14 protein-coding genes are annotated in these 22,074 nt (G+C 71.0%); 7 read left to right on the top strand and 7 right to left on the bottom strand.

Annotation, left to right across the window (positions count from 1 at the left end; all coding sequences use genetic code 11):
* Positions 1 to 204: 204 nt before the first annotated feature.
* Positions 205 to 1,578 carry a cation:dicarboxylate symporter family transporter gene (locus OG574_RS17780; protein ID WP_326774038.1) on the top strand — a complete coding sequence of 458 codons (1,374 nt, stop codon included), beginning with the start codon at positions 205 to 207 and terminating at the stop codon, positions 1,576 to 1,578.
* Between the two features lie 79 nt (positions 1,579 to 1,657).
* On the opposite strand, the gene OG574_RS17775 is transcribed toward OG574_RS17780, so the two are convergent.
* The gene (locus tag OG574_RS17775; RefSeq protein WP_326774037.1) at positions 1,658 to 2,254 is read right to left on the bottom strand and encodes a TetR/AcrR family transcriptional regulator; all 597 of its coding nucleotides are present in this window, start codon (positions 2,252 to 2,254) and stop codon (positions 1,658 to 1,660) included.
* A gap of 169 nt (positions 2,255 to 2,423) precedes the next feature.
* Between OG574_RS17775 and OG574_RS17770 the strand changes: the two genes are divergently transcribed.
* The 4 genes from OG574_RS17770 (at position 2,424) to OG574_RS17755 (ending at position 7,468) form a co-directional block, all read left to right on the top strand.
* The gene (locus OG574_RS17770) at positions 2,424 to 4,232 is read left to right on the top strand and encodes an MFS transporter (RefSeq protein ID WP_326774036.1); all 1,809 of its coding nucleotides are present in this window, start codon (positions 2,424 to 2,426) and stop codon (positions 4,230 to 4,232) included.
* Between the two features lie 42 nt (positions 4,233 to 4,274).
* Entirely contained in the window at positions 4,275 to 4,679 is a 405-nt protein-coding gene (locus OG574_RS17765; protein WP_326774035.1) for a MerR family transcriptional regulator, read from the top strand.
* 1 nt (position 4,680) lies between these two features.
* Positions 4,681 to 5,007 (top strand): thioredoxin, encoded by a 327-nt coding sequence (trxA, locus tag OG574_RS17760; RefSeq protein WP_100595798.1) that lies wholly within the window; start codon positions 4,681 to 4,683, stop codon positions 5,005 to 5,007.
* A gap of 199 nt (positions 5,008 to 5,206) precedes the next feature.
* Positions 5,207 to 7,468 (top strand): HelD family protein, encoded by a 2,262-nt coding sequence (locus tag OG574_RS17755; protein WP_326774034.1) that lies wholly within the window; start codon positions 5,207 to 5,209, stop codon positions 7,466 to 7,468.
* On the opposite strand, the gene glgB is transcribed toward OG574_RS17755, so the two are convergent.
* The 5 genes from glgB to OG574_RS17730 form a co-directional block, all read right to left on the bottom strand.
* Positions 7,469 to 9,709 (bottom strand): 1,4-alpha-glucan branching enzyme, encoded by a 2,241-nt coding sequence (glgB, locus tag OG574_RS17750; RefSeq protein WP_326774033.1) that lies wholly within the window; start codon positions 9,707 to 9,709, stop codon positions 7,469 to 7,471.
* Positions 9,706 to 11,133, bottom strand: a complete 1,428-nt coding sequence (locus OG574_RS17745; protein ID WP_326774032.1) for a maltokinase N-terminal cap-like domain-containing protein — start codon at positions 11,131 to 11,133, stop codon at positions 9,706 to 9,708. The genes glgB and OG574_RS17745 overlap by 4 nt, the downstream gene beginning before the upstream one ends.
* A gap of 152 nt (positions 11,134 to 11,285) precedes the next feature.
* Positions 11,286 to 12,983: a maltose alpha-D-glucosyltransferase gene (treS, locus tag OG574_RS17740; RefSeq protein ID WP_326774031.1), complete on the bottom strand. Its 1,698-nt coding sequence runs from the start codon at positions 12,981 to 12,983 to the stop codon at positions 11,286 to 11,288.
* Entirely contained in the window at positions 12,980 to 15,106 is a 2,127-nt protein-coding gene (locus tag OG574_RS17735; protein ID WP_326774030.1) for an alpha-1,4-glucan--maltose-1-phosphate maltosyltransferase, read from the bottom strand. The genes treS and OG574_RS17735 overlap by 4 nt, the downstream gene beginning before the upstream one ends.
* A gap of 194 nt (positions 15,107 to 15,300) precedes the next feature.
* A complete protein-coding gene (locus tag OG574_RS17730) occupies positions 15,301 to 16,506 on the bottom strand; it encodes a S8 family peptidase (RefSeq protein WP_326774029.1) in 1,206 nt (401 codons plus the stop codon).
* 496 nt (positions 16,507 to 17,002) lie between these two features.
* Here OG574_RS17730 and glgP point away from each other — a divergent pair, with 496 nt between their 5' ends.
* Together glgP and OG574_RS17720 are read left to right on the top strand one after the other, a co-directional pair.
* Positions 17,003 to 19,621, top strand: a complete 2,619-nt coding sequence (gene glgP / locus OG574_RS17725; protein ID WP_326774028.1) for an alpha-glucan family phosphorylase — start codon at positions 17,003 to 17,005, stop codon at positions 19,619 to 19,621.
* Positions 19,622 to 19,708: 87 nt separating this feature from the next.
* Positions 19,709 to 20,230 carry a GNAT family N-acetyltransferase gene (locus tag OG574_RS17720; RefSeq protein WP_100598330.1) on the top strand — a complete coding sequence of 174 codons (522 nt, stop codon included), beginning with the start codon at positions 19,709 to 19,711 and terminating at the stop codon, positions 20,228 to 20,230.
* A gap of 55 nt (positions 20,231 to 20,285) precedes the next feature.
* On the opposite strand, the gene OG574_RS17715 is transcribed toward OG574_RS17720, so the two are convergent.
* Positions 20,286 to 21,869, bottom strand: a complete 1,584-nt coding sequence (locus OG574_RS17715; protein WP_326774027.1) for a M4 family metallopeptidase — start codon at positions 21,867 to 21,869, stop codon at positions 20,286 to 20,288.
* Positions 21,870 to 22,074: the final 205 nt, after the last annotated feature.

Genomic DNA, 22,074 nt, shown 5'->3' with positions numbered 1-22,074 from the left:
TGCCTCTCGGTACAGGCGGATACGTTCAAGCGTGAACTACTTGAACGTATAAGCGCGAACTAAATGAACGGAAGGGTGACGGCCCTCACAAGGCGGGAGATAGTCACCGTGATTCGCCAGACGTGAGCCGCACGCATGGCGCGTACGTGCAGGTTCCCCGTACGCAGTACGCCGTACGTCAGACACAGCCGTCAGGAGGCACCCGTGGCCGAGACCCAGGTGGCAGCCGCCACCAAGAGAGACCGCACCCACTATCTGTACATCGCCGTCATCGGTGCCGTCCTTCTCGGCATCGCGGTCGGCTTCATCTGGCCGGACTTCGCCAAGGAGCTCAAGCCGGTCGGCACCGGCTTCGTGAACCTGATCAAGATGATGATCTCGCCGATCATCTTCTGCACGATCGTGCTCGGCGTCGGTTCCGTGCGCAAGGCCGCCAAGATCGGCAAGGTCGGCGGCCTCGCCCTCGGCTACTTCCTGGTGATGTCCGTGGTCGCGCTCGCCATCGGCCTGGTCGTCGGAAACATCCTGCACCCGGGCGACGGCATGCACCTCACGCAGGCCGTGAAGGACGTCGGCCACACCGCGGCCAAGGACGCCGCCGAGGGCCCGGTCGACTTCGTCCTCGGGATCATCCCGACGACCCTCGTGTCGGCGTTCACCGAGGGCGAGGTGCTCCAGACGCTGCTGGTCGCGCTGCTCGTCGGCTTCGGGCTCCAGGCCATGGGGCGCGCCGGTGAGCCGGTCCTCAAGGGTGTCGAGCACATCCAGAAGCTGGTCTTCCGCGTCCTCGGCATGATCATGTGGGCCGCGCCCGTCGGCGCGTTCGGCGCGATGGCGGCCGTCATCGGCGAGACCGGCGTGGACGCCCTGAAGGCGCTGGCCACGATCATGCTCGGCTTCTACGTGACCTGCATCCTGTTCGTCGTCGTGGTCCTCGGGACCCTGCTGCGTCTGGCCACCGGCTACAACCTGTTCGCGCTCCTGAAGTACCTGGGCCGTGAGTTCCTGCTGATCCTGTCCACCTCGTCCTCCGAGTCCGCGCTGCCGCGGCTCATCGCGAAGATGGAGCACCTGGGCGTCAGCCGTCCCGTCGTCGGCATCACCGTGCCGACCGGGTACTCGTTCAACCTCGACGGCACGATGATCTACCTGACCATGGCCTCGCTGTTCATCGCGGACGCCATGGACCAGCCCCTCGCCATCGGCCAGCAGATCGGCCTGCTGCTGTTCATGATGGTCGCGTCGAAGGGCGCCGCGGGCGTCTCGGGCTCCGGTATCGCGGTGCTCGCCAGCGGACTCCAGTCGCACAAGCCCGCGCTCGTCGACGGCGTCGGCCTGATCATCGGCATCGACCGCTTCATGAGCGAGGCCCGCGCCCTGACCAACTTCGCGGGCAACGCGGTGGCGACGCTCCTCATCGGTACGTGGACGGGTGAGGTCGACAAGGACCGCGTCGCGCGCGTGCTCGCCGGTGACCTGCCCTTCGACGAGCGCACGCTCGTGGACAACGGGAGCGGTGACGCTGCCGCTGTTCCTGGTCAGCGAGGTGAGGGCGACAAGGAGCTGGCGAAGGCCTGAGCGCTCCGCCGGGTTCGCTTGGAATCTGCGGGTCGGTGGGGGCTGGTCGCGCAGTTCCCCGCGCCCCTGACGGGGCGCCCTAGGTGAGTCCTGCCACCAGTTCGGTGGCGCGTGAGGCGGGTACGCCCGCTGCGGTCAGTACGGTGACCGCGGCGGAGCGGCCCGCCTCTTCTGCTGGGATCAGCCCGTCGTTGACCGCTTCGAGCAGTCCGAACAGCACCTGCTCATGGACGTACGCGAGAGCCGTCGCCGGCAGGGGAGAGGCGAACTCGCCCGTTTTCAGGCCCTGTTGGAGCAGCTCGGCGCAGCTGTCGCGGACCGGGGTCAGCCGGGCGCGGATGCCCTCGACGGTGACGGCGCGCTGCGCGAGGGCGACCAGCAGGCGGTAGCGGTCGGCGACCTCCCACACGGCGAGCAGTGAGCGGGCCACGGCCTCGGCCGGGTCGGTCACCCCGGCGCGCCCCTCGGACTGCGCGGCCTCGACCGCGACGACGGCGTCGTCGACGAGCGCGGCGACGAGCGCCTCGCGGCTGGGGAAGTGCCCGTAGACCGTGCGCCTGACGACGCCCGCGGCCCTGGCGATCTGGTCCATGGACGCATCCGGGTCGCGCAGCAGCTCGGCGAGGGCGACGTCGAGGATGCGGCGGCGGTTGGTGTCGGCTCGTCCTGAAGTCACGCGCCCATTCTGCACCCCGGTCCCGACCCCGTTCACGTGTGGTTTTGCACAGTGCTGTGCAATGACGTAAATTGCACAGCGTTGTGTAATTGCACAGTGCTGTGCAATGTCCGTGGACACATGGACTCGTGGACTGCGGGGGCCGAGGGCCCCGGAGGGTGGCAGGGGAATGCGCCTCGTCATGAAGGAACCGGTCGAGGGGATGGACCGGCCGTACGCCCGCCGCTGGTGGGCCCTGCTCGTGCTCTGCCTGAGCTTGCTGATCATCGTGATGGCGAACACCGCGCTCACCGTCGCGGCGCCCGACATGACCAAGGACCTCGGCCTGACCAGCGCCGACCTCCAGTGGGTCATCGACGGCTACACCGTCCCGTACGCGGCCCTGATGCTGCTGCTCGGGGCGATCGGCGACAAGTACAGCCGGCGCGGGGCGCTCATCCTCGGCCTCGTCGTCTTCGGCGGCGGCGCCGTCGCGGGCTCGCTCGTCGACAGCTCCACCGGGGTCATCGCGGCCCGCGCGGTGATGGGCGTCGGCGCGGCCATGATCATGCCCGCCACGCTGTCGCTGCTCGCGGCCACCTTCCCGCGCGCCGAGCGCGCCAAGGCCATCGTGCTGTGGACGGCCACCGCGGGACTCGCCATCGCCGCCGGACCCCTGGTCGCCGGCGCGCTCCTGCGCAACCACGGCTGGTCGTCCACGTTCCTGATCAACGTGCCCGTGGCCGCCGTCGCCCTCGTCGGCGCCCTCGTCCTCGTACCGCCGTCCAAGGCGGCGCACCAGCACCGCATCGACTACGTCGGCGGACTGCTCTCCGTCGTCTGGGTCGGCGCCCTCGTCTACATGATCATCGAGGGGCCGCACTTCGGCTGGGGAGCCAAGGCGATCGGCGCCGCGGTCGTCGCGGGCCTGGCCCTGGTGGCCTTCGTCCTGTGGGAGCTGCGCCACCCGCGCCCGGTCCTGGACGTCCGCCGCTTCACGGACCGCCGCTTCTCCGGCTCGAACCTCGCGGTCGCCCTCTTCTTCCTCGCGGTCTTCGGTGCCTTCTACTACCTGACCCAGCACCTCCAGTTCGTCCTCGGCTACGACGCGCTGGCCACCGGCGTCCGCATGCTGCCGCTCGCCGGAGCGGTCTTCGTGGGCTCGGCGCTCACGGGGTACCTCACCCCGCGCATCGGCATGAAGATCACGGTGACGGCCGGCATGGTCGGCGGCACCGCCGCTCTCGCGCTCCTCACGCGCATCGACGCCTCGTCGGCGTACGGGGACTTCGTGCTGCCCCTGGTCATCCTCGGCCTCGCGATCGGCCTCGCCCTCTCGCCGTGCACCGACGCGATCATGGGCTCGTTCCCCGAGTCGGAGCTGGGCGTAGGCGGCGCGGTCAACGACACGTCGCTCGAACTCGGCGGCTCGCTCGGCATCGCGATCCTGGGCTCGGTCCTGGCCGGCTCGTACTCGTCGCAGCTGGCGGACAACACGGCCGGTTCGAAGCTGCCCGCCGACGCGCTGGGCACCGCGCAGGACTCGGTCGGCGCGGGCTACGCGGTGGCGCAGGGCATCGGGGACCAGGCCCACAAGATCGCCGAGAAGGCGGCGGGCGCGACCAGCCCCGAGCAGGCGGCCCAGCTCAAGGCGCAGGCCGAGCAGCTCGCGGGCGGCGCGCGGCAGATGGCCGACGCGGTGGGCTCCGCGTTCTCGGACGCGGTGGCCCACACGAGCGTCGTCGGCGCGGTGATCCTCGGCGTCGGGACGGTGCTGGTGGCGGTACTGCTGCCGCGGCACGGGGAGCGGACGGCGGGGGCGGACGCTGCCGCTGACGTTGCCGGTGAGCCTGACGTTGCCGGTGAGCCCGACGTTGCTGGTGAGTCTGGCGTTGCAGCTGAGACTGACGCGGCAGTCAAGGCTGACGTGGCAGCCGAGACGTCCGCCGTAGAGCCGGGCGCCGCCGAGAAGGAGCCGGCCGCGCGGGGCAACGCGTAATCGCTGGCCTTTCCGTCGGGGTCAACGTTTACCGTCGAAGACATGCGCATCGGAGAGCTGGCTGAGCGGGCGGGGACGACCACGCGGACGCTGAGGTACTACGAGTCGCGCGGGCTGCTGCCCGCGCGGCGCGGCGGCAACGGCTACCGCACGTACGACGAGGCGGACCTGCGGGCCCTGCGGCAGATCAGGACGCTCCAGGACTTCGGGTTCGAGCTGGAGGAGACCCGGCCGTTCGTGGAGTGCTTGCGGGCCGGGCATCCGGAAGGCGACTCGTGCCCCGCCTCGCTCGCGGTGTACCGCCGCAAGCTCGGCGAACTCGATGCGCTGATCGGCGAGTTGACCGCCGTTCGGGAGAAGGTCGGCGCGCAGCTGGAGCGCGCCGAGGACGCCATGGACGCGCTGGCGGGCGAGCACCCGTCGCCGCGCTGCGAACTGGGAGGGTGAAGTGAGTACGGATCTGAGGGACGTCACGGACGCGGACTTCGACACGGAGGTGCTGGGAGCCGGGCGGCCGGTCCTGGTGGAGTTCACCGCCGAGTGGTGCGGGCCGTGCCGGCAGCTCGCGCCGGTGCTGCGCTCCATCGCGGACGAGGAGCGGGAGCGGCTCGACGTCGTGGTGATCGACGTGGATCACAACCCGGGGACCGCGGTGCGTTACGGGGTGCTGTCGATGCCGACGCTCATGGTCTTCAAGGACGGCGAGCCGGTGTGGACGCGGGTCGGGGCACGCCCGAAGCGGCGACTGCTGGAGGAACTGGCGGAGGTCGTCTGACCACGCCGGTCCGACGGAGGCCGTTGACCGGGCCGAATAGCGGCGGTGAAATCCCCGGGGTGCAATTGGACCCTGCCAGGGGGTATATTCGGTGTTTCTGTGTGCCCACAGAAAAGGCCCCTCACAAGGGGCCGAATAAACACACCGTACCTGGCAGGGAGCCGCTTTGTCAACCCGTGAAGCGCGTGAAATCGCTGAATTGCAGAAAGAGCAGGAATTCATCGACCGGCTTTACGCGCGTGTCGATGTGCTGCGCGGCGACGCCGCAGAGTCGGTCTCGGACGCCCTGACACCGGTCGGCACCGGGCAGCAGGCGCGGCTCGAAAGGGATCTCCTCGTTGTCGAGCGTTCCGGCCTGCTCGCCGCGCTGAACGCGGTCGACGGTTCGCTGTGCTTCGGCCGGATCGATCTCACCGAAAAGGCGGGCGGCACCGCGCATCACATCGGGCGCATCGGAATTCGCGAGGACGACAGCGAGCACACCCCGATTCTGATCGACTGGCGCGCGCCGGTCGCCCGCCCCTTCTATCTCGCCACCGGGCACACGCCCATGGGCATCAGGCGGCGGCGCCACCTCACCACCGAGGGCCGCACCGTCACCGAACTGCACGACGAGATCCTCGACCTCGGTGACGAGGAGCGCACCGGGTTCGAGGACCCGACCGGCGACGCCGTGCTGCTCGCCGCCCTGAACTCGGCCCGCACCGGCCGCATGGGCGACATCGTGCAGACCATCCAGGCCGAGCAGGACCGGATCATCCGCCACTCGCACCGCGGCGTGCTCGTGGTGGAGGGCGGCCCCGGCACGGGCAAGACCGCGGTGGCGCTGCACCGCGCGGCGTTCCTCCTGTACGAGCAGCGGGAGCTCCTCGCCAAGCGGGCCGTCCTCATCGTCGGCCCGAACCCCGCCTTCCTCGGCTACATCGGCGAGGTCCTGCCCGCGCTCGGCGAGACCGGCGTGCTGCTCGCCTCGCTCGGCGAGCTGTTCCCCGGCGTGCACGCCACCGCCGAGGACACCCCGCACGCCGCCGCCGTCAAGGGCGCCGAGGCCATGGTGGACGCCCTCGCGCTCGCCGTCCGCGACCGGCAGCAGCTTCCCGAGCCCGGCGCCCCGTTGATCGTCCGGCACGACGACGGTGACCTCATCCTCGACTGGGAGATCGCCTACGAAGCCCGGCAGGCCGCCCGCGACACGCTCCTGCCGCACAACCTCGCCCGCCCCCACTTCGCCTTCCGGATCATCGACGCGCTCACCGCCCAGCTCGCGGAGCGCATCGGCGCCGACCCGTACGGCGGCCCCAACTTCCTCGGCCCCGACGACCTCGCCCAGATCGGCAAGGGGGTCGCCGCCAGCGCCGAAGTGCACGCTGCCATCGAGGAGTTGTGGCCCCGGCTCACCCCGCAGGACCTGGTCGCGGACTTCCTGGCCGAGCCCGTGCACCTGGCCGGCGAGGACGCGAAGGCGATCCGGCGGGACGTGACGGGGCCGGCGGACTGGACCCCCGCCGACGTTCCGCTTCTCGACGAGGCCGCCGAGCTGATCGGCGTCGACGACAGCGCCGAACGCGCCCTGGCCGAGGCGGCTCGCCAGGAGCGGATCGCCTACGCGCAGGGCGTCCTCGAACTCTCGCGTGGCTCCGAGACATACGAGTTCGAGGACGAGGAGGACTCCGAGGTCCTCGCCGCGCACGACATCGTCGATGCCGAGCGGGTCGCCGACTGGTACGAGGAGGAGGACCACCGCAGCGCTGCCGAGCGCGCGGCCGCCGACCGGACCTGGGCGTTCGGGCACATCATCGTCGACGAGGCGCAGGAACTGTCGCCGATGGCGTGGCGGCTGCTGATGCGCCGCTCGCCGACGCGGTCGATGACGCTGGTCGGTGACCCCGCGCAGACCGCCGAGGAGGCCGGCGTCGGATCGTGGGAGAAGATCCTCGCGCCGTACGTCGCGGACCGCTGGGAGCACACCCGGCTCGGCGTCAACTACCGCACGCCGTCCGAGATCATGGACGTGGCGGCGGCCGTGCTGCGCGCCGAGCACCCCGGCTTCGAGCCGCCGTCCTCGGTCCGCTCGACGGGCGTGCGCCCCTGGGCGCGCGCGGCCGGCGACGTCGTGAAGGCCGTGGCCGAGGAGGCCGTCGCCGCCACTCCCGAGGAGGGGCGGCTCGCGGTGATCGCCCCCCGCCGGCTGCACGCGGCGCTCGCCGCCGTGCTGCCGGACGTGGTGGCGGGCGGCGAGCCCGACCTCACCAAGCACCTGGTGCTGCTCGACCCCCGCCAGGCCAAGGGGCTCGAGTTCGACCGGGTGCTGGTCGTGGAGCCGGGCGAGTACGGGGTCAGTGATCTCTACGTCGCGCTGACCCGGGCCACCCAGACGCTCGGCGTCGTGCACGGCGGGGAGCTGCCCGAGTCGCTGCGCGGCGTGCTGAGGCATGTCCCGGGGTCCCCGGACAGGCCCTGATCACGCGGGCCTGAGCCACACCGTCGCGAGCGGCGGGAGCGTGAGCCGGACACTGGCCGGACGCCCATGGGCACCCTGGGCGTCCGGCTTGACCGGGTCCGGGTTGCCGACGTCACCACCGCCGTAGCGGGCCCCGTCGGTGTTGAGGACCTCGTGCCAGGCCGGTACGTCGTCGGGGGCGCCGAGCCGGTACTCGTGGCGCACCACCGGCGAGAAGTTGGACACCGACATGAGCGGGCTGCCGTCGGCGGCGCGGCGCAGGAACGCGAAGACGTTGTCCTGCGCCGCGTCACCGACGATCCACTCGAAGCCCGCCGGGTCCATGTCGCGCTGCCAGAGCGCCGGTTCGTGCCGGTAGACGGCGTTCAGGTCGCGGGTGAGGTCGCGGACACCGCGGTGGTCGGGCTCCGCCGGGTACGACGGGTCGAGCAGCCACCAGTCCGGGCCGTGCGCCTCCGACCACTCCGCGCCCTGCGCGAACTCCTGCCCCATGAAGAGGAGTTGCTTGCCCGGGTGGGACCACATGAAGCCCAGGTAGGCGCGGTGGGTCGCCCGCTGCTGCCACCAGTCGCCGGGCATCTTGGAGACCAGCGCCTTTTTGCCGTGGACCACCTCGTCGTGCGAGATCGGCAGGACGTAGTTCTCGCTGTACGCGTAGACCATCGAGAACGTCATCTCGTCGTGGTGGTAGCTGCGGTGGACCGGGTCGTGGGACACGTAGCCGAGCGAGTCGTGCATCCAGCCCATGTTCCACTTCAGGCCGAAGCCGAGACCCCCGAAGCCGCCCGGTCCGATGTGGTGGGTCGCCCGGGTCACGCCGTCCCACGCGGTCGACTCCTCGGCGATCGTGACGACGCCGGGGACCCTGCGGTACAGCGTCGCGTTCATCTCCTGGAGGAACTCGACCGCGTCCAGGTTCTCCCGTCCGCCGTACTGGTTCGGGGTCCACCGGCCGTGCTCGCGCGAGTAGTCGAGGTAGAGCATGGAGGCGACGGCGTCGACGCGCAGGCCGTCGATGTGGAACTCCTCGCACCAGTACACGGCGTTGGCGACCAGGAAGTTGCGGACCTCCTTGCGGCCGTAGTCGAACTCGAGGGTGCCCCAGTCGGGGTGGGCGGCGCGCAGCGGGTCCTCGTGCTCGTACAGGGTGCGGCCGTCGAACTCGGCGAGCGCCCAGTCGTCGCGCGGGAAGTGGGCCGGCACCCAGTCCATGAGGACGCCGATGCCGGCCTGGTGCAGCGCGTCGACCAGATGCCGGAAGTCGTCGGGTGTGCCCATGCGGGCCGTCGGGGCGTAGAAGCCGGTGACCTGGTAGCCCCACGACCCGCCGAAGGGGTGCTCGGCCACGGGCATCAGCTCTACGTGCGTGAACCCCAGGTCGGCAACGTACGCAGGGAGTTGATCGGCCAGCTGGCGGTACGTGAGGCCGGGCCGCCAGGACGCGAGGTGGATCTCGTAGACCGAGAACGGGGCCTCGTGCACGGGCGGAGTGCCGCGGCGGGCCATCCACTCGTCGTCGTGCCAGGTGTGGTGCGACGCGTCGATGATCGAGGAGTTGGCGGGCGGGACCTCCGTGCGGCGGGCCAGCGGGTCCGCGCGCATCGTCTTCGAGCCGTCCGGGCGGGTGATCTCGAACTTGTACAGCTCACCCTCGCCGAGGGCCGGGATGAAGAGCTCCCAGATCCCCGTGGAGCCGAGCGAGCGCATCGGGAAGCCCGTGCCGTTCCAGTAGTTGAAGTCGCCCACGACGCGCACCCCTTGGGCGTTGGGCGCCCAGACGGTGAAGCGGGTGCCGGTGATGCCCTGGTGCGTCATGGGGTGCGCGCCCAGCGCCTGCCACAGCTGCTCGTGCCGGCCCTCGCCGATCAGGTGCAGGTCGAACTCGCAGAGCGCGGGCAGCAGCCCGTACGGGTCCGGGGTCTCGTGCTCGACTGCGCCCTCGTAGGTGACCAGGAGGCGGTAGTCGGCCGGGGGTGCGGGCAGGTCGGCGAGGCCCGAGAAGAAGCCGTCGCCGTCGTCGTGCAGCACGACCCGGAGGCCGTCCGCGACGACCGTGACCGCGCGGGCGTACGGGCGTAGCGCCCGGAAAGCCGTCCCGGAGGGCGTGGTGTGCGCGCCAAGGGTGGAGTGCGGGTCGTGGTGGGTGCCGGCGAGGAGGCGGTCACGGTCGGCGGCGGAGGTGGGGGAAGGGGCGGCGGTGACGGGTGTGGGCGGTGTGGAGCGGGAGGGGTCGTGCGTCACGGGGTGGCCTCCTGGCTCGGGGTCGACATGGGGTGCTGCGGTGCCGCGTCCGCGTCTCCGGTGCGGGGGCGCGGCATGCCGGAGGCCTCCGTGGCGAGGCGGTCGATCGCCGACAGCGGGATCGACAGCCAGTCCGGGCGGTGATGAGCCTCGTAGACGGCTTCGTAGACCGCCTTGTCCGTCTCGTAGGCGCGCAGCAGGACCGGGTCCGTCCGCGGATCGTCGCCTGCGGCCTGCGCGTAGCCCGCGCAGTAGGCGTCCCGGCACCCGCGCGCCCAGTCCGGCGACCAGGGCCGGCTGGTGCGGGCCGCGTAGTCGAAGGAGCGCAGCATGCCGGCCACGTCGCGGGCGGGCGGGTGCGGCAGCCGGCGTTCGGGCAGGGGGCGGGACGGCTCGCCCTCGAAGTCGATGACCGACCAGGCCCCGGCGGGCGAGCGCAGGCACTGGCCCAGGTGCAGGTCGCCGTGCACGCGCTGGGCGGTGCGGGGGGTCGTGTCGGCCGCGAGGGCGTCGAAGGCGGTGTGCAGCGCGGGCGCGTAGGGATGGAGAGCGGGCACGGCCTGGACCGCCTTGTCCAGGCGGCCCTTCATCGACTGGGCCAGCTGCACCGTGTGGGCGCGGCCCAGGGTGACCGTCGGCAGGGCGTGCGCCAGGGCGAGGTGGATCTCCGCTGTCGCGCGGCCCAGTTCGCGGGCCTCGTGACGGAAGTCCTGTCCCTTGGACAGCTCGCCGAGCGCGAGGTCCCAGCCGTCCGTCGCGCCCGTGAGGTAGGGCTGGAGCAGGCCCAGCGAGAGCGGATCGTCGTCCGTCGTCTCGAACCACGCCACCGGGGCGAGCGCGCGACCACAGCCCTCGTCGGCCAGCGCGCGCTGGAGTTCCAGGTCCGGATTGAGGCCCGGCGTCACACGGCGGAACACCTTGAGGATGAACGTATCTCCGTAAATGATCGACGAGTTGGACTGCTCCGCGTCGAGGGGGCGTGGGGCGAGGTCCGGTGGGATCGGGGTCGCGCCGTCGTGCGCGAAGCGGAGTCCGCCCAGGCGGCCCGGGTGGCGCAGCCGCTCCAGGAGGAGGTCCGTCAGGCGGGGATCGAGCAGGGCCTCGTAGACCGTGCGTCCCGCGAGGGGGCCCTGTGTGACATGGCCGATGAGAGCCGGCGCCAGGTACGGGGGCAGTGACTCCCTTACGCCCAGCAGGAGTTGGTACGTGTCCTGAGTGGGCTCGATGCGCAGAAGGGCGTGGATCAGGCCCGGCTGGCGTGCCGTGACCGGCAGCAGGTCCGTCGCGGCGAGCAGGGTGAGGGCGGGTGCTGTTCTGCCCGCGAACCAGCGTTGCCGGGGCAGCCACGCGCGCAGGAGCGGGTCGAGCGAGGCGAGCAGTTCGGGTCGCGCGGTCGAGCCGGTTCGGGTGACGGCATCCGGCATGGCGTCACGTCCTTTCCCCGGGGCGGGCCGCGACTGGGAGCGGGGCGGCGTCCCGGAAATGCGGCAGAGGCAGAACGAGCGGGACGTGTCGGGGTGTGTGGTGATGGGTGCCCAGGGAGGGGCGGCGGAAACCGGCCCTCCCCGGGCGGCATTCAGGCGTCCTTGCGCAGCCGGAACCAGTAGAAGCCGTGACCTGCGAGGGTGAGGAGATAGGGCAGTTCACCGATGGCCGGAAAGCGCACCCCGCCGATGAGCTCGACCGGGTGCCGGCCGCTGAAGGCCTGGAGGTCGAGTTCGGTGGGCTGGGCGAAGCGCGAGAAGTTGTGCACGCACAGGACGAGGTCGTCCTTGTATTCGCGCAGGAACGCGATCACGGCCGGGTTGGACGAGGGGAGTTCGGTGTACGAGCCGAGGCCGAAGGCCTCGTTCTGCTTGCGGATCTCGATCATGCGCCGGGTCCAGTGCAGCAGCGAGGACGGGGACGACATGGATGCCTCGACGTTGGTGACCTGGTAGCCGTAGACCGGGTCCATGATCGTGGGGAGCGAGAGGCGGCCGGGGTCGCAGGACGAGAAGCCGGCGTTGCGGTCGGGGGTCCACTGCATCGGCGTGCGCACCGCGTCGCGGTCGCCGAGCCAGATGTTGTCGCCCATGCCGATCTCGTCGCCGTAGTAGAGGATCGGCGAGCCCGGCAGGGAGAGCAGCAGGGCGGTGAAGAGTTCGATCTGGTTGCGGTCGTTGTCGAGGAGGGGTGCGAGGCGGCGGCGGATGCCGATGTTGGCGCGCATCCGCGGGTCCTTGGCGTACTCCGCGTACATGTAGTCGCGTTCTTCGTCGGTGACCATTTCGAGCGTGAGCTCGTCGTGGTTGCGCAGGAAGATGCCCCACTGGCAACTCGACGGAATGGCAGGGGTTTTGGCGAGAATTTCCGAGACCGGGTAGCGCGACTCCCTGCGCACGGCCATGAAGATCCGTGGCATGACGGGGAAGTGGAACGCCATGTGGCACTCGTCGCCGCCGGAGGCGTAGTCGCCGAAGTAGTCGACCACGTCCTCGGGCCACTGGTTGGCCTCGGCGAGCAGGACCGTGTCCGGGTAGTGCGCGTCGATCTCCTTGCGGACCCGCTTGAGGAGCTCGTGCGTGGCCGGCAGGTTCTCGCAGTTGGTCCCCTCCTCCGCGTAGAGGTAGGGGACCGCGTCGAGCCGGAAACCGTCGATGCCGAGATCCAGCCAGAAGCGCAGGGCCGAGACGATCTCCTCCTGCACGCGCGGGTTCTCGTAGTTGAGATCCGGCTGGTGCGAGAAGAAGCGGTGCCAGTAGTACTGCTTGCGCACCGGGTCGAAGGTCCAGTTCGACGCCTCGGTGTCGACGAAGATGATCCGCGCGTCCTCGTAACTCTTGTCGTCGTCGGCCCAGACGTAGTAGTCGCCGTACGGCCCGTCGGGGTCCTTGCGGGACTCCTGGAACCACTCGTGCTGGTCGCTCGTGTGGTTCATGACGAAGTCGATGATCACGCGCATCCCGCGCTGGTGCGCGGCGTCGACGAACTCCACGAAGTCGGCCAGGTCACCGAACTCGGGCAGGACCGCCGTGTAGTCCGAGACGTCGTAACCGCCGTCCCTCAGTGGTGACTTGAAGAACGGTGGCAGCCACAGGCAGTCCACGCCGAGCCACTGGAGATAGTCCAGTTTCGCGGTGATGCCCTTGAGGTCGCCGACTCCGTCGCCGTTGCTGTCCTGGAAGGAGCGGACGAGGACCTCGTAGAAGACGGCACGTTTGAACCAGTCTGGATCCCGGTCCTTGGCGGGGGTGTCCTCGAAGGTGTCCGGGACGGGTTCATTGACGGTCATGGTGTGGGTGACCCTCCGATCAACGGTGAGGACGGTCGCAGGACGGTGAGGATGTGCGCGGGCGTACGGCCCGGCTCGAGGCGCACATAGTTGGCCCTGCCCCAGTGGTAGGTCTCACCGGTGAGCTCGTCGCGCATCGGTGCGGACTCGTGCCAGCCGAGTCCCAGTTGCGGCATGTCCAACGACACCGTCGCCTCCTGGGTGTGGTGAGGGTCGAGGTTGGCGACCACCAGAACCGTGTTCGAGCCGTGCGTGCCTGCGACCGACTTGGAGTACGCGATCACCGTGTCCTTGTCGGTGTGGTGGAAGTGCACGTCACGCAGCCGGCGCAGGGCGGGGCTGCGGCGCCTGATGTCGTTGAGCCGGGTGATGAGGGGCGCGATCGAACGCCCCTCGTGCTCGGCCGACTCCCAGTCGCGTGGCCGCAGTTCGTACTTCTCCGAATGCAGATACTCCTCGCTACCGGGGCGTAGCGGGGCGTTTTCGCACAGTTCGTAGCCGCTGTAGACGCCCCACGTGGGGGAGAGCGTGGCGGCCAGGACCGCGCGCACCTCGAACGCGGGGCGCCCGCCGTTCTGGAGGTAGGCGTGCAGGATGTCCGGGGTGTTCACGAAGAAGTTGGGGCGCATGTACGCGGCCGTGTCCTTCGCCAACTCCGTGGCGTACTCGGTGAGTTCCTGCTTCGTGTTGCGCCAGGTGAAGTAGGTGTACGACTGCTGGAAGCCGGCCTGCGCGAGGGTGCGCATCATCGCGGGGCGCGTGAACGCCTCGGCCAGGAAGATCACGTCTGGGTCGGTGCGGTTGATCCCCTTGATGACCCGCTCCCAGAAGACGACGGGCTTGGTGTGCGGGTTGTCGACGCGGAAGATGCGCACGCCGTGGTCCATCCAGAAGCGCAGGACGCGGGTCGTCTCCGCGATCAGTCCCGGCAGGTCCTTGTCGAAGGCGATCGGGTAGATGTCCTGGTACTTCTTCGGCGGGTTCTCGGCGTACGCGATCGTGCCGTCCGGCCGGTGGTGGAACCACTCGGGGTACTTGTCCACCCATGGGTGGTCGGGCGAGCACTGGAGCGCGAAGTCCAGCGCGATCTCCAGGCCCAGGTCCGCGGCCCGGCTCACGAACGCGTCGAAGTCGTCGAGCGTGCCGAGATCCGGGTGGATCGCGTCGTGACCGCCCTCCGGAGAGCCGATCGCCCAGGGGACACCCACGTCGTGCGGCCCCGGGGAGAGCGAGTTGTCGGGGCCCTTGCGGTACGTGGTGCCGATGGGGTGGATCGGTGGCAGATAGAGGACGTCGAAGCCCATCGCCGCGATGGCCGGAAGGCGCTTCGCGGCCGTGTGGAAGGTGCCGGAGACCGGCGGTTCCCCCTCGCGCACGATCGCGCCCTCCGAGCGCGGGAAGAACTCGTACCACGCCCCGTACAGCGCCCGCTCGCGCTCCACGCGGAGCGGCAGCGGGTCGGAGACGGTCACCAGCTCGCGCAGCGGGTGGCGGGCCAGGACCTCGTCGACCTGCGGGGTGAGCGCGGCGGCCAGACGGGCCGCGGCGGGGCGTGCGGTGTCGCGGAGCGCGGCGGCGGCGCGCAGCACCGTCTCGCGCTGCCCCTTGCGCTGCGGCACGCCCTCGGCGGCACGCTCGTACAGCAACGCCCCTTCCTCCAGGACGAGTTCGGTGTCGATGCCCGCCGGGACCTTGATCTGCGCGTGGCGGCGCCAGGTGGTGACCGGGTCGCCCCACGCCTCGACGAAGTAGGTCCAGCGGCCCTCCGACGTGGGCGTGACCTGCGCGCCCCAGCGGTCGGTGCCGGGGGCCAGCTCGCGCATCGGGGTCCACGGGCCCGTGCGGCCGCGCGGCGAGCGCAGCACCACGTTCGCGGCGACCGCGTCGTGGCCCTCGCGGAAGACCGTCGCGCTGACCTGGAAGGACTCACCCGCCACCGCCTTGGCGGGCCTGCGGCCGTGGTCCACGAGGGGCTGGACGTCCAGGACGGGGATCCGTCCGAGCGTGGTGGCGGAGGCAGCCGGTGGGCGCCGCCGGCCCGGTGGTTTCTGCGATTTCGCGCTTCTGGCCGACTGCTTCGCCGGGTCCGTGTGCGGCTTCGGCGAGGGACTCTGTGCGGGCATGACCGCTCCTGACCGCGGGGGTTCGGCTTGCGGAAACGGGGGTGATGAAGAGGGTCGCGCAGTGTGTACCGGGGGAGCCTTCCACGGTCGCAGGGCGGGCAATCCGGTGCTTTGTTAACTACTCGCGCGTAAGCACACAGACAAGTCCGGTCCCGCCGCGAACGACGGGACCGGACCATGAACTCACCTTTCGTCTACGGGTGGTTGACCTGGAGCAGCTTGTTCGGCGAGCCGGGCAGCGGGTCCGTGATCCGGCCCGTCGCCGCGCGCCCCGTCAGCGCCCGGCTCACCTCGGCCGGGGTGGCCGAGGCGTGGTCGGCCAGGTACAGCGCGGCGGCGCCCGCCACGTGCGGCGACGCCATCGACGTACCGGAGAAGGTCGCCTTCCCCTTGTCGCTCGCGTACCCCGCGGAGGTGATGTCGACGCCGGGGGCGAACAGGTCGAGCCGGCTGCCCCAGTTCGAGAAGCCGGCGCGCCGGTCCGTGCGGTCGGTCGCGCCGACCGTGATGGCCTCCTTCACGCGGGCCGGCGAGTACAGGCTCGCCGGGAGGCCGTCGTTGCCGGCCGCGACCGTGTACGTGACACCGGAGGCGATGGAGCCCCGCACCGCCGCGTCCAGCTGGGCGTTGGCGGCGCCGCCGAGGCTCAGGTTGGCGACGGCCGGTTTGCGCGCGTTCTTCGTCACCCAGTCGATGCCCGCGATGACCTGGGCGGTCGTCCCGGAGCCCGCGTCGTCGAGCACGCGGACCGCGACCACGTCGGCCTTCTTCGCGACGCCGTAGCCCGTGCCGGCGACGGTTGCGGCCACATGCGTGCCGTGGCCGTTGCCGTCCTGGGCGGTGGCGTCGCCGTCGACGAAGTCCCAGCCGTAGTGCGCCCGGCCGCCGAAGTCCCGGTGCGAGATCCGGATGCCGGTGTCGATGACGTACGCCGTCACGCCCGAGCCCGCCGACTCGGGCCACGTGTAGGACTTGTCGAGCGGCAGATCGCCCTGGTCGATGCGGTCCAGCCCCCAGGACGGCGGGTTCTTCCGGGTGTGGTCGAGCGAGACCCGTGAGTCCTGGACGACCGCGGCGACCGACGGATCGGCCGCGAGCCTTCTGGCCTGCGTCTCGCCCGCGCGCACCGCATACCCGTTCAGCGCCGTGCTGTAGGTGTGGCGTATTTTCGCCCCGTACTTCTCGGCGAGACCCTTGCCCGTGTCGGACGGTGCCTTCGTTCCCCCCTTGAGCGTCACGATGTAGCTGCCCGTGACGGAGCCGGGCTCACCGGCGCCGAGTATGCGCCCCAGCGGGGGCGCGGCATGCGCGGGCAGCGTGACGGCCGAGAGCACCGCCGCCGTGGTCACGGCCGTGAGCGCGCCCGCCCGGCGCAGACGCGTTCTGCGCGTCAGTGTCATGTCGTGAGTTCCCCTCCCTCGACTCGGCGCGCGAGGACCGGAGTTGCACGGCCGCCGGTCCTGACGGCCGGGATCCGTGCACACCGCTTGGCAGCCTCTCGTGCGCTGTCAGGCCCTACAAGACCGCATGAGGGGGCGGAATCGGCCATATCGCCCGTGGGCGACCGGCGGCGGATACGCCGAAGGGTGCGGCGAAGACCGGACTTCCTCCGGCCGGTACGCGGGCGGCGGCGCGGCGCGGCGCGGCCCGGAGCGGCGCGACGTACCGCGTCATCCTCATGGCGTACGACCGGCGCACCGGCCGGTTCCTCGGCAAGGACCCCCGCGGTGCGGCGAGATGCCCGTCAAACAGGTGCCGACGCGACCCCGTGCGCCGTGGTAGCCGGAGCCCGGTGGCCGTACCGTCGGAGGTGACAGCCGGGGGCCGCGCGACGGAGCGCGTCCTCCTCGCACGTGTGCGCGTATGCCCGCCGCGTCCCCCTACAGAGGTGAGAACGTGAAGGCCATCCGTCGATTCACCGTCCGTCCCGTCCTGCCCGAGCCCCTCGCCCCCCTCCACGAGCTGGCCCGCAACCTGCGCTGGTCCTGGCACGCCGGGACGCGCGACCTCTTCCAGGCCGTGGACCCCGGGCGCTGGGCCGCGTCCGACGGGGACCCGGTGAGACTGCTCGGCGCCGTGCCGCACGCGCGGCTCGCCGAACTCGCGGCCGACGAGGGATTCCTGCGCCTGCTCGGCGAGGCCGCAGACGACCTCAGGTCCTATGTGGAGGGCGACCGCTGGTACCAGACGCAGATGCGGAGCGGCGGTCTGCCCGCCGCCATCGGATACTTCTCGCCCGAGTTCGGCATCACCGCCGCCCTGCCGCAGTACTCGGGCGGCCTCGGCATCCTCGCCGGCGACCACCTCAAGGCGGCCAGCGACCTCGGGGTGCCGCTGATCGGCGTAGGACTCCTCTACCGGCACGGCTACTTCCGGCAGTCCCTGTCCAGGGACGGCTGGCAGCAGGAGCACTATCCCGTCCTCGACCCGCACGAACTGCCGCTGACCCCGCTCCGCGAACCCGACGGCACCGACTGCCGTGTCGCGCTCGCCCTGCCCGGCGGCGGTCGGCTGCTCGCCCGCGTCTGGCAGGCGCAGGTCGGCCGCGTGCCGCTCCTGCTGCTCGACTCGGACGTCGAGGAGAACGGCCCCGGCGAACGCAACGTCACCGACCGGCTCTACGGCGGCGGCAGCGAGCACCGGCTCCTCCAGGAGATGCTGCTCGGCATCGGCGGGGTGCGGGCCGTGCGCGCGTACTGCCGCCTCACCGGCCATCCCGAGCCCGAGGTGTTCCACACGAACGAGGGGCACGCCGGCTTCCTCGGGGTCGAGCGGATCCACGAGCTCGCCGGACTCGGGGTGGACTTCGACGCCGCCATCGAAGCCGTACGCGCAGGGACCGTCTTCACCACGCACACCCCCGTCCCCGCGGGCATCGACCGCTTCGACCGGGAACTCGTCGCCCGCCACTTCGGCCCCGGCGCCGAACTCCCCGGCATCGACGCCGCACGCATCCTCGGCCTCGGCATGGAGACGTACGCGGGAGGCAACCCGAACGTCTTCAACATGGCCGTGATGGGCCTGCGCCTCGCCCAGCGTGCCAACGGCGTCTCCACCCTGCACGGCAGGGTCAGCCGCGAGATGTTCTCGGGCCTGTGGCCTGGCTTCGACCCGGAGGAGGTCCCCATCACCTCCGTCACGAACGGCGTGCACGCCCCGACCTGGGTGGCTCCCGAGGTCCTGCGGCTCGGCGCCCGCCACATCGGCGAGCAGCGCACCCTGGACGCGCTCGCTGCCGGAGGATCCGACCGCTGGGACGCCGTCGCCGACATCGCCGACCGGGACATCTGGGAGCTGCGCCGCGAGCTGCGCGGTCGCCTGGTGGACGAGGTCCGCGAACGCCTCGCCGCGTCCTGGCGGCAGCGCGGCGCGGGCGCGGCGGAACTGGGCTGGATCGACGGGGTGCTCGACCCCGACATCCTCACCATCGGCTTCGCCCGCCGCGTCCCCTCCTACAAGCGGCTCACCCTGATGCTGCGCGACCCGGACCGCCTGATGCGCCTCCTCCTCGACCCGGACCGACCCGTCCAGATCGTCGTGGCGGGCAAGGCACACCCGGCGGACGACGGCGGCAAGCGCCTAGTGCAGGAGCTGGTGCGCTTCACCGACGACCCGCGCGTGCGCCATCGCATCGTGTTCCTGCCGGACTACGGCATGGCCATGGCGCAGAAGCTCTACCCGGGCTGCGACATCTGGCTCAACAACCCGCTGCGCCCCCTGGAGGCCTGCGGGACGTCCGGTATGAAGGCCGCCCTGAACGGCTGTCTCAACCTCTCCGTCCTTGACGGCTGGTGGGACGAGTGGTTCTCGCCCGACTTCGGCTGGGCGATCCCCACCGCGGACGGCACGGCGACCGACGAGCAGCGGCGCGACGACCTGGAGGCCGCGGCCCTCTACGACCTCGTCGAGCGCAGGGTCGCCCCCCGCTTCTACGAGCGCGGACCCGAAGGGCTGCCCGACCGCTGGATCGAGATGGTCCGCCGCACCCTCACCCACCTGGGCCCGAAGGTCCTCGCCGGGCGCATGGTCCGCGAGTACGTCGAGAAGCTGTACGCCCCAGCGGCCCGCTCGGGCCGCGCCCTCACCCCCGACGCGGCGCGCGAGCTCGCCCGGTGGAAGTCCCGGGTCCGCGCGTCCTGGCCCCGGGTTGCCGTCGACCATGTGGAGGCGTCCATGGCCACGGCCGAGCTCGGCGCGACGCTGGTGCTGCGCGTGCGTGTGGCGCTCGACGAACTCGGCCCCGAGGACGTCGAGGTCCAGGCGGTGGCCGGCCGCGTCGGCTCCGACGACCGCATCACCGACGCGACGACGGTGGCCCTCAAGCCGGCCGGCGGCCCGGACCTGGACGGCCGCTGGGCGTACGAGGGCCCGCTGTCCCTCGACCGTACGGGCCCCTACGGCTACACGGTCCGCATCCTGCCCGCCCACCGGCTGCTCGCCTCGCCGGCGGAGACGGGACTGGTGAGCGTCCCCTCGGAGACGGCCGCGGAGGCGGCGGGGGTGCTCTTGCGCTGAGGGCGCTGAGGGCGCTGAGGGCGCCGAGGATGTGCTGAGGACGGCCGGATGGTCGGCGGCGTCGCGGGTCTCGGCGAAGATGGACCCATGACCGAGATCCAGACGCCCCGCCTCCTGCTCCGCCGCTGGTCCGACGACGACCTCGTGCCCCTCTCCGAGATCCAGGCGGACCCGGACGTCATGCGCCGGGTCGGTGACGGCGGCCCGCGCGACCTGGAGCGGACGGCCGAGGACATCGAGCGCTGGGAGGAGGAGTGGGACGAGGAGGGCTTCGGCCCGTTCGCCGTCGAGCTCCTCGCCTCCGGCGAGCTGGCCGGTGTCGTCGGCCTCTCGGTGTCCGAGCTCCAGCCCGGCATCGAGATCAACTGGTGGCTCGGCCACCAGTTCTGGGGCCAGGGCTACGCCTCCGAGGCCGCCCAGGCCACCCTGGAGTTCGCCCTCCAGGACCGCGGCGTCGACCGGGTCGTCGCCCTGATCCGCCCCGGCGACACGGGCTCGGAGAACGTCGCCCGCAAGCTGGGCATGACGGAGGGACGCGAGTTCGCGCACCCGAAGCACGGCTTCGCGCTCCAGGTGCACGAAATCGACCTCACGGAGTACGAGGCCTGACGCGCGAAGGGGCGGCACCCCGCAGTGCCGCCCCCCGACTCGCCTGCGTCCTACGTCACTTGACGTTGACCGCGGCCCACGCCCGGTCGACCGCCTTGTACTCCGCCGAGTCGGCGCCGTACAGGTCGGACGCCGCGCTCAGCGTGCCCTTGCGCGCGTTGGCGTAGTCCGTGTTCGTCGTGAAGTACGACGTCAGGGCCTTGAACCAGATCTTCTCGGCCTTGTCGCGGCCGATGCCCGCGGCCGGCTGGCCGTCCGCGGTCGGGGAGTCGTACGAGACCCCGTTGATCTCCTTCTTCCCGCTGCCCTCCGACAGCAGGTAGAAGAAGTGGTTGGCGATGCCCGACGAGTAGTGGACGTCGACGTTGCCCGCGCCGGCCTTCCAGTTGTCGAGGGACGCGCCGTCCTTGCTCGGCTTGTCCATGTAGCGCAGCGGGGAGCCGTCGCCGTTGATGTCGATCTTCTCGCCGATGAGGTAGTCGCCGACGTCCTTGGGGTTGTTCGCGTGGAACTCGACCGCGGTGCCGAAGATGTCGGACGTGGCCTCGTTCAGACCGCCGGACTCACCGCTGTAGATGAGGCCCGCGGTCGCCGCCGTGACGCCGTGCGACATCTCGTGGCCCGCCACGTCGATCGACGTCAGGGGCTTCTTGTCGCCCTCGCCGTCGCCGTACGTCATGCAGAAGCAGCTGTCGTCCCAGAACGCGTTGACGTACGCGTTGCCGTAGTGGACCCGCGAGTACGCGCCCTTGCCGTCGCCGTTGATGCCGCTGCGGCCCTGGACGTCCTTGTAGTAGTCCCACGTCACCTGGGCGCCGTAGGCGGCGTCGACCGCGGCCGTGGCCGCGTCGTTGGTGGTGCCGTCGCCCCACTTGTCGTCCGCGTCGGTGAACAGCGTGCCCTTGCCGGACGACCCGTGCTTGAGGTCGTACGTGCTGTGGCCGCCGCGCTCCGCGTCCGTGAGGGCGTACGAGGAGCCGGACTTGGTGGAGCCGACCGTCACGCTGCCGCTGTACTGGCTCTCGCCGGCGCCGGTGTGGATCGCGTCCCACTCGAAGATCTTCTTGCCGGTCGCGGCGTCCGTGACGACGTGCAGCTTGCGCGGCGTGCCGTCCTTCTGCGTGCCGGTGACGACCTTCTCGTAGGCGAGGCGCGGGGTGCCCGACGCCGCCCAGACCACCTTGCGGGCGCCCTCGGGGGCGGCCTTGAGGGAGGCGGAGGCCGTCGACACGGCGATTCTCTTCGAGGTCGCGCGGGTGACGCCCTCGGACTTGCCGGCCTTGGACTCGTGGACGACCAGGTCGCCGCCGAGGACCGGGAGTCCGTCGTAGGTGCGCTCGTAGCGGGTGTGCGTCGTGCCGTCGCGGTCCTTGACCACGTCGCGGACGACGAGCTTCTCCTTGGAGTCGAGGTTCAACTCCTTGGCCGTCTCGGCCTTCTTCGCGTTGGCGTCCTGGAGGAGGCCGGCGCGGGCGGCGCCCGAGAGCTTCATCGGCGCGGCGCCCGGCGTCGCGTCGGCCACGGGCTGCGCGGACGCGCCGGTGGTCATACCGGCGGTCAGCAGGGCTCCGGCGGCAACGGCGGTGGCGATGGCCAGAGTCGAACGCTTCTTGGTGAAGCGCGATATGTGGGGGGTCACGCAAGCTCCTTGTGTGTGGGGTAAGAGAGCTGTGTGGTGCTGAACTGGGTGGTGCTTAGCTGTGTGTTGCGTGTGGTGCGTGGGGGAAGCGTGCCAGTTGAGGCTTGTACATGTCAGGAGGTGATCGCAGGTTGGCCGGAAATCGTCCGTTGAGCGATGTCTCTTGTACGTATTGCGAACGGAACATGAACGGGCGCGCCGTCCC

It is taken from the genome of Streptomyces sp. NBC_01445 (assembly GCF_035918235.1).
Taxonomy (GTDB): Bacteria; Actinomycetota; Actinomycetes; order Streptomycetales; family Streptomycetaceae; genus Streptomyces.
The sequence above is the reverse complement of the archived record's forward strand: the minus strand, read 5'-3'. Positions and strand labels throughout refer to the sequence as shown.

Coding starts and splice junctions, on each gene's coding strand:
- OG574_RS17770 (WP_326774036.1), top strand. CDS start 2,424: ATGCGCCTCGTCATGAAGGAACCGGTCGAGGGGATGGACCGGCCGTAC.
- treS (WP_326774031.1), bottom strand. CDS start 12,983: ATGACCGTCAATGAACCCGTCCCGGACACCTTCGAGGACACCCCCGCC.
- OG574_RS17765 (WP_326774035.1), top strand. CDS start 4,275: ATGCGCATCGGAGAGCTGGCTGAGCGGGCGGGGACGACCACGCGGACG.
- OG574_RS17735 (WP_326774030.1), bottom strand. CDS start 15,106: ATGCCCGCACAGAGTCCCTCGCCGAAGCCGCACACGGACCCGGCGAAG.
- OG574_RS17720 (WP_100598330.1), top strand. CDS start 19,709: ATGACCGAGATCCAGACGCCCCGCCTCCTGCTCCGCCGCTGGTCCGAC.
- OG574_RS17730 (WP_326774029.1), bottom strand. CDS start 16,506: ATGACACTGACGCGCAGAACGCGTCTGCGCCGGGCGGGCGCGCTCACG.
- OG574_RS17745 (WP_326774032.1), bottom strand. CDS start 11,133: ATGCCGGATGCCGTCACCCGAACCGGCTCGACCGCGCGACCCGAACTG.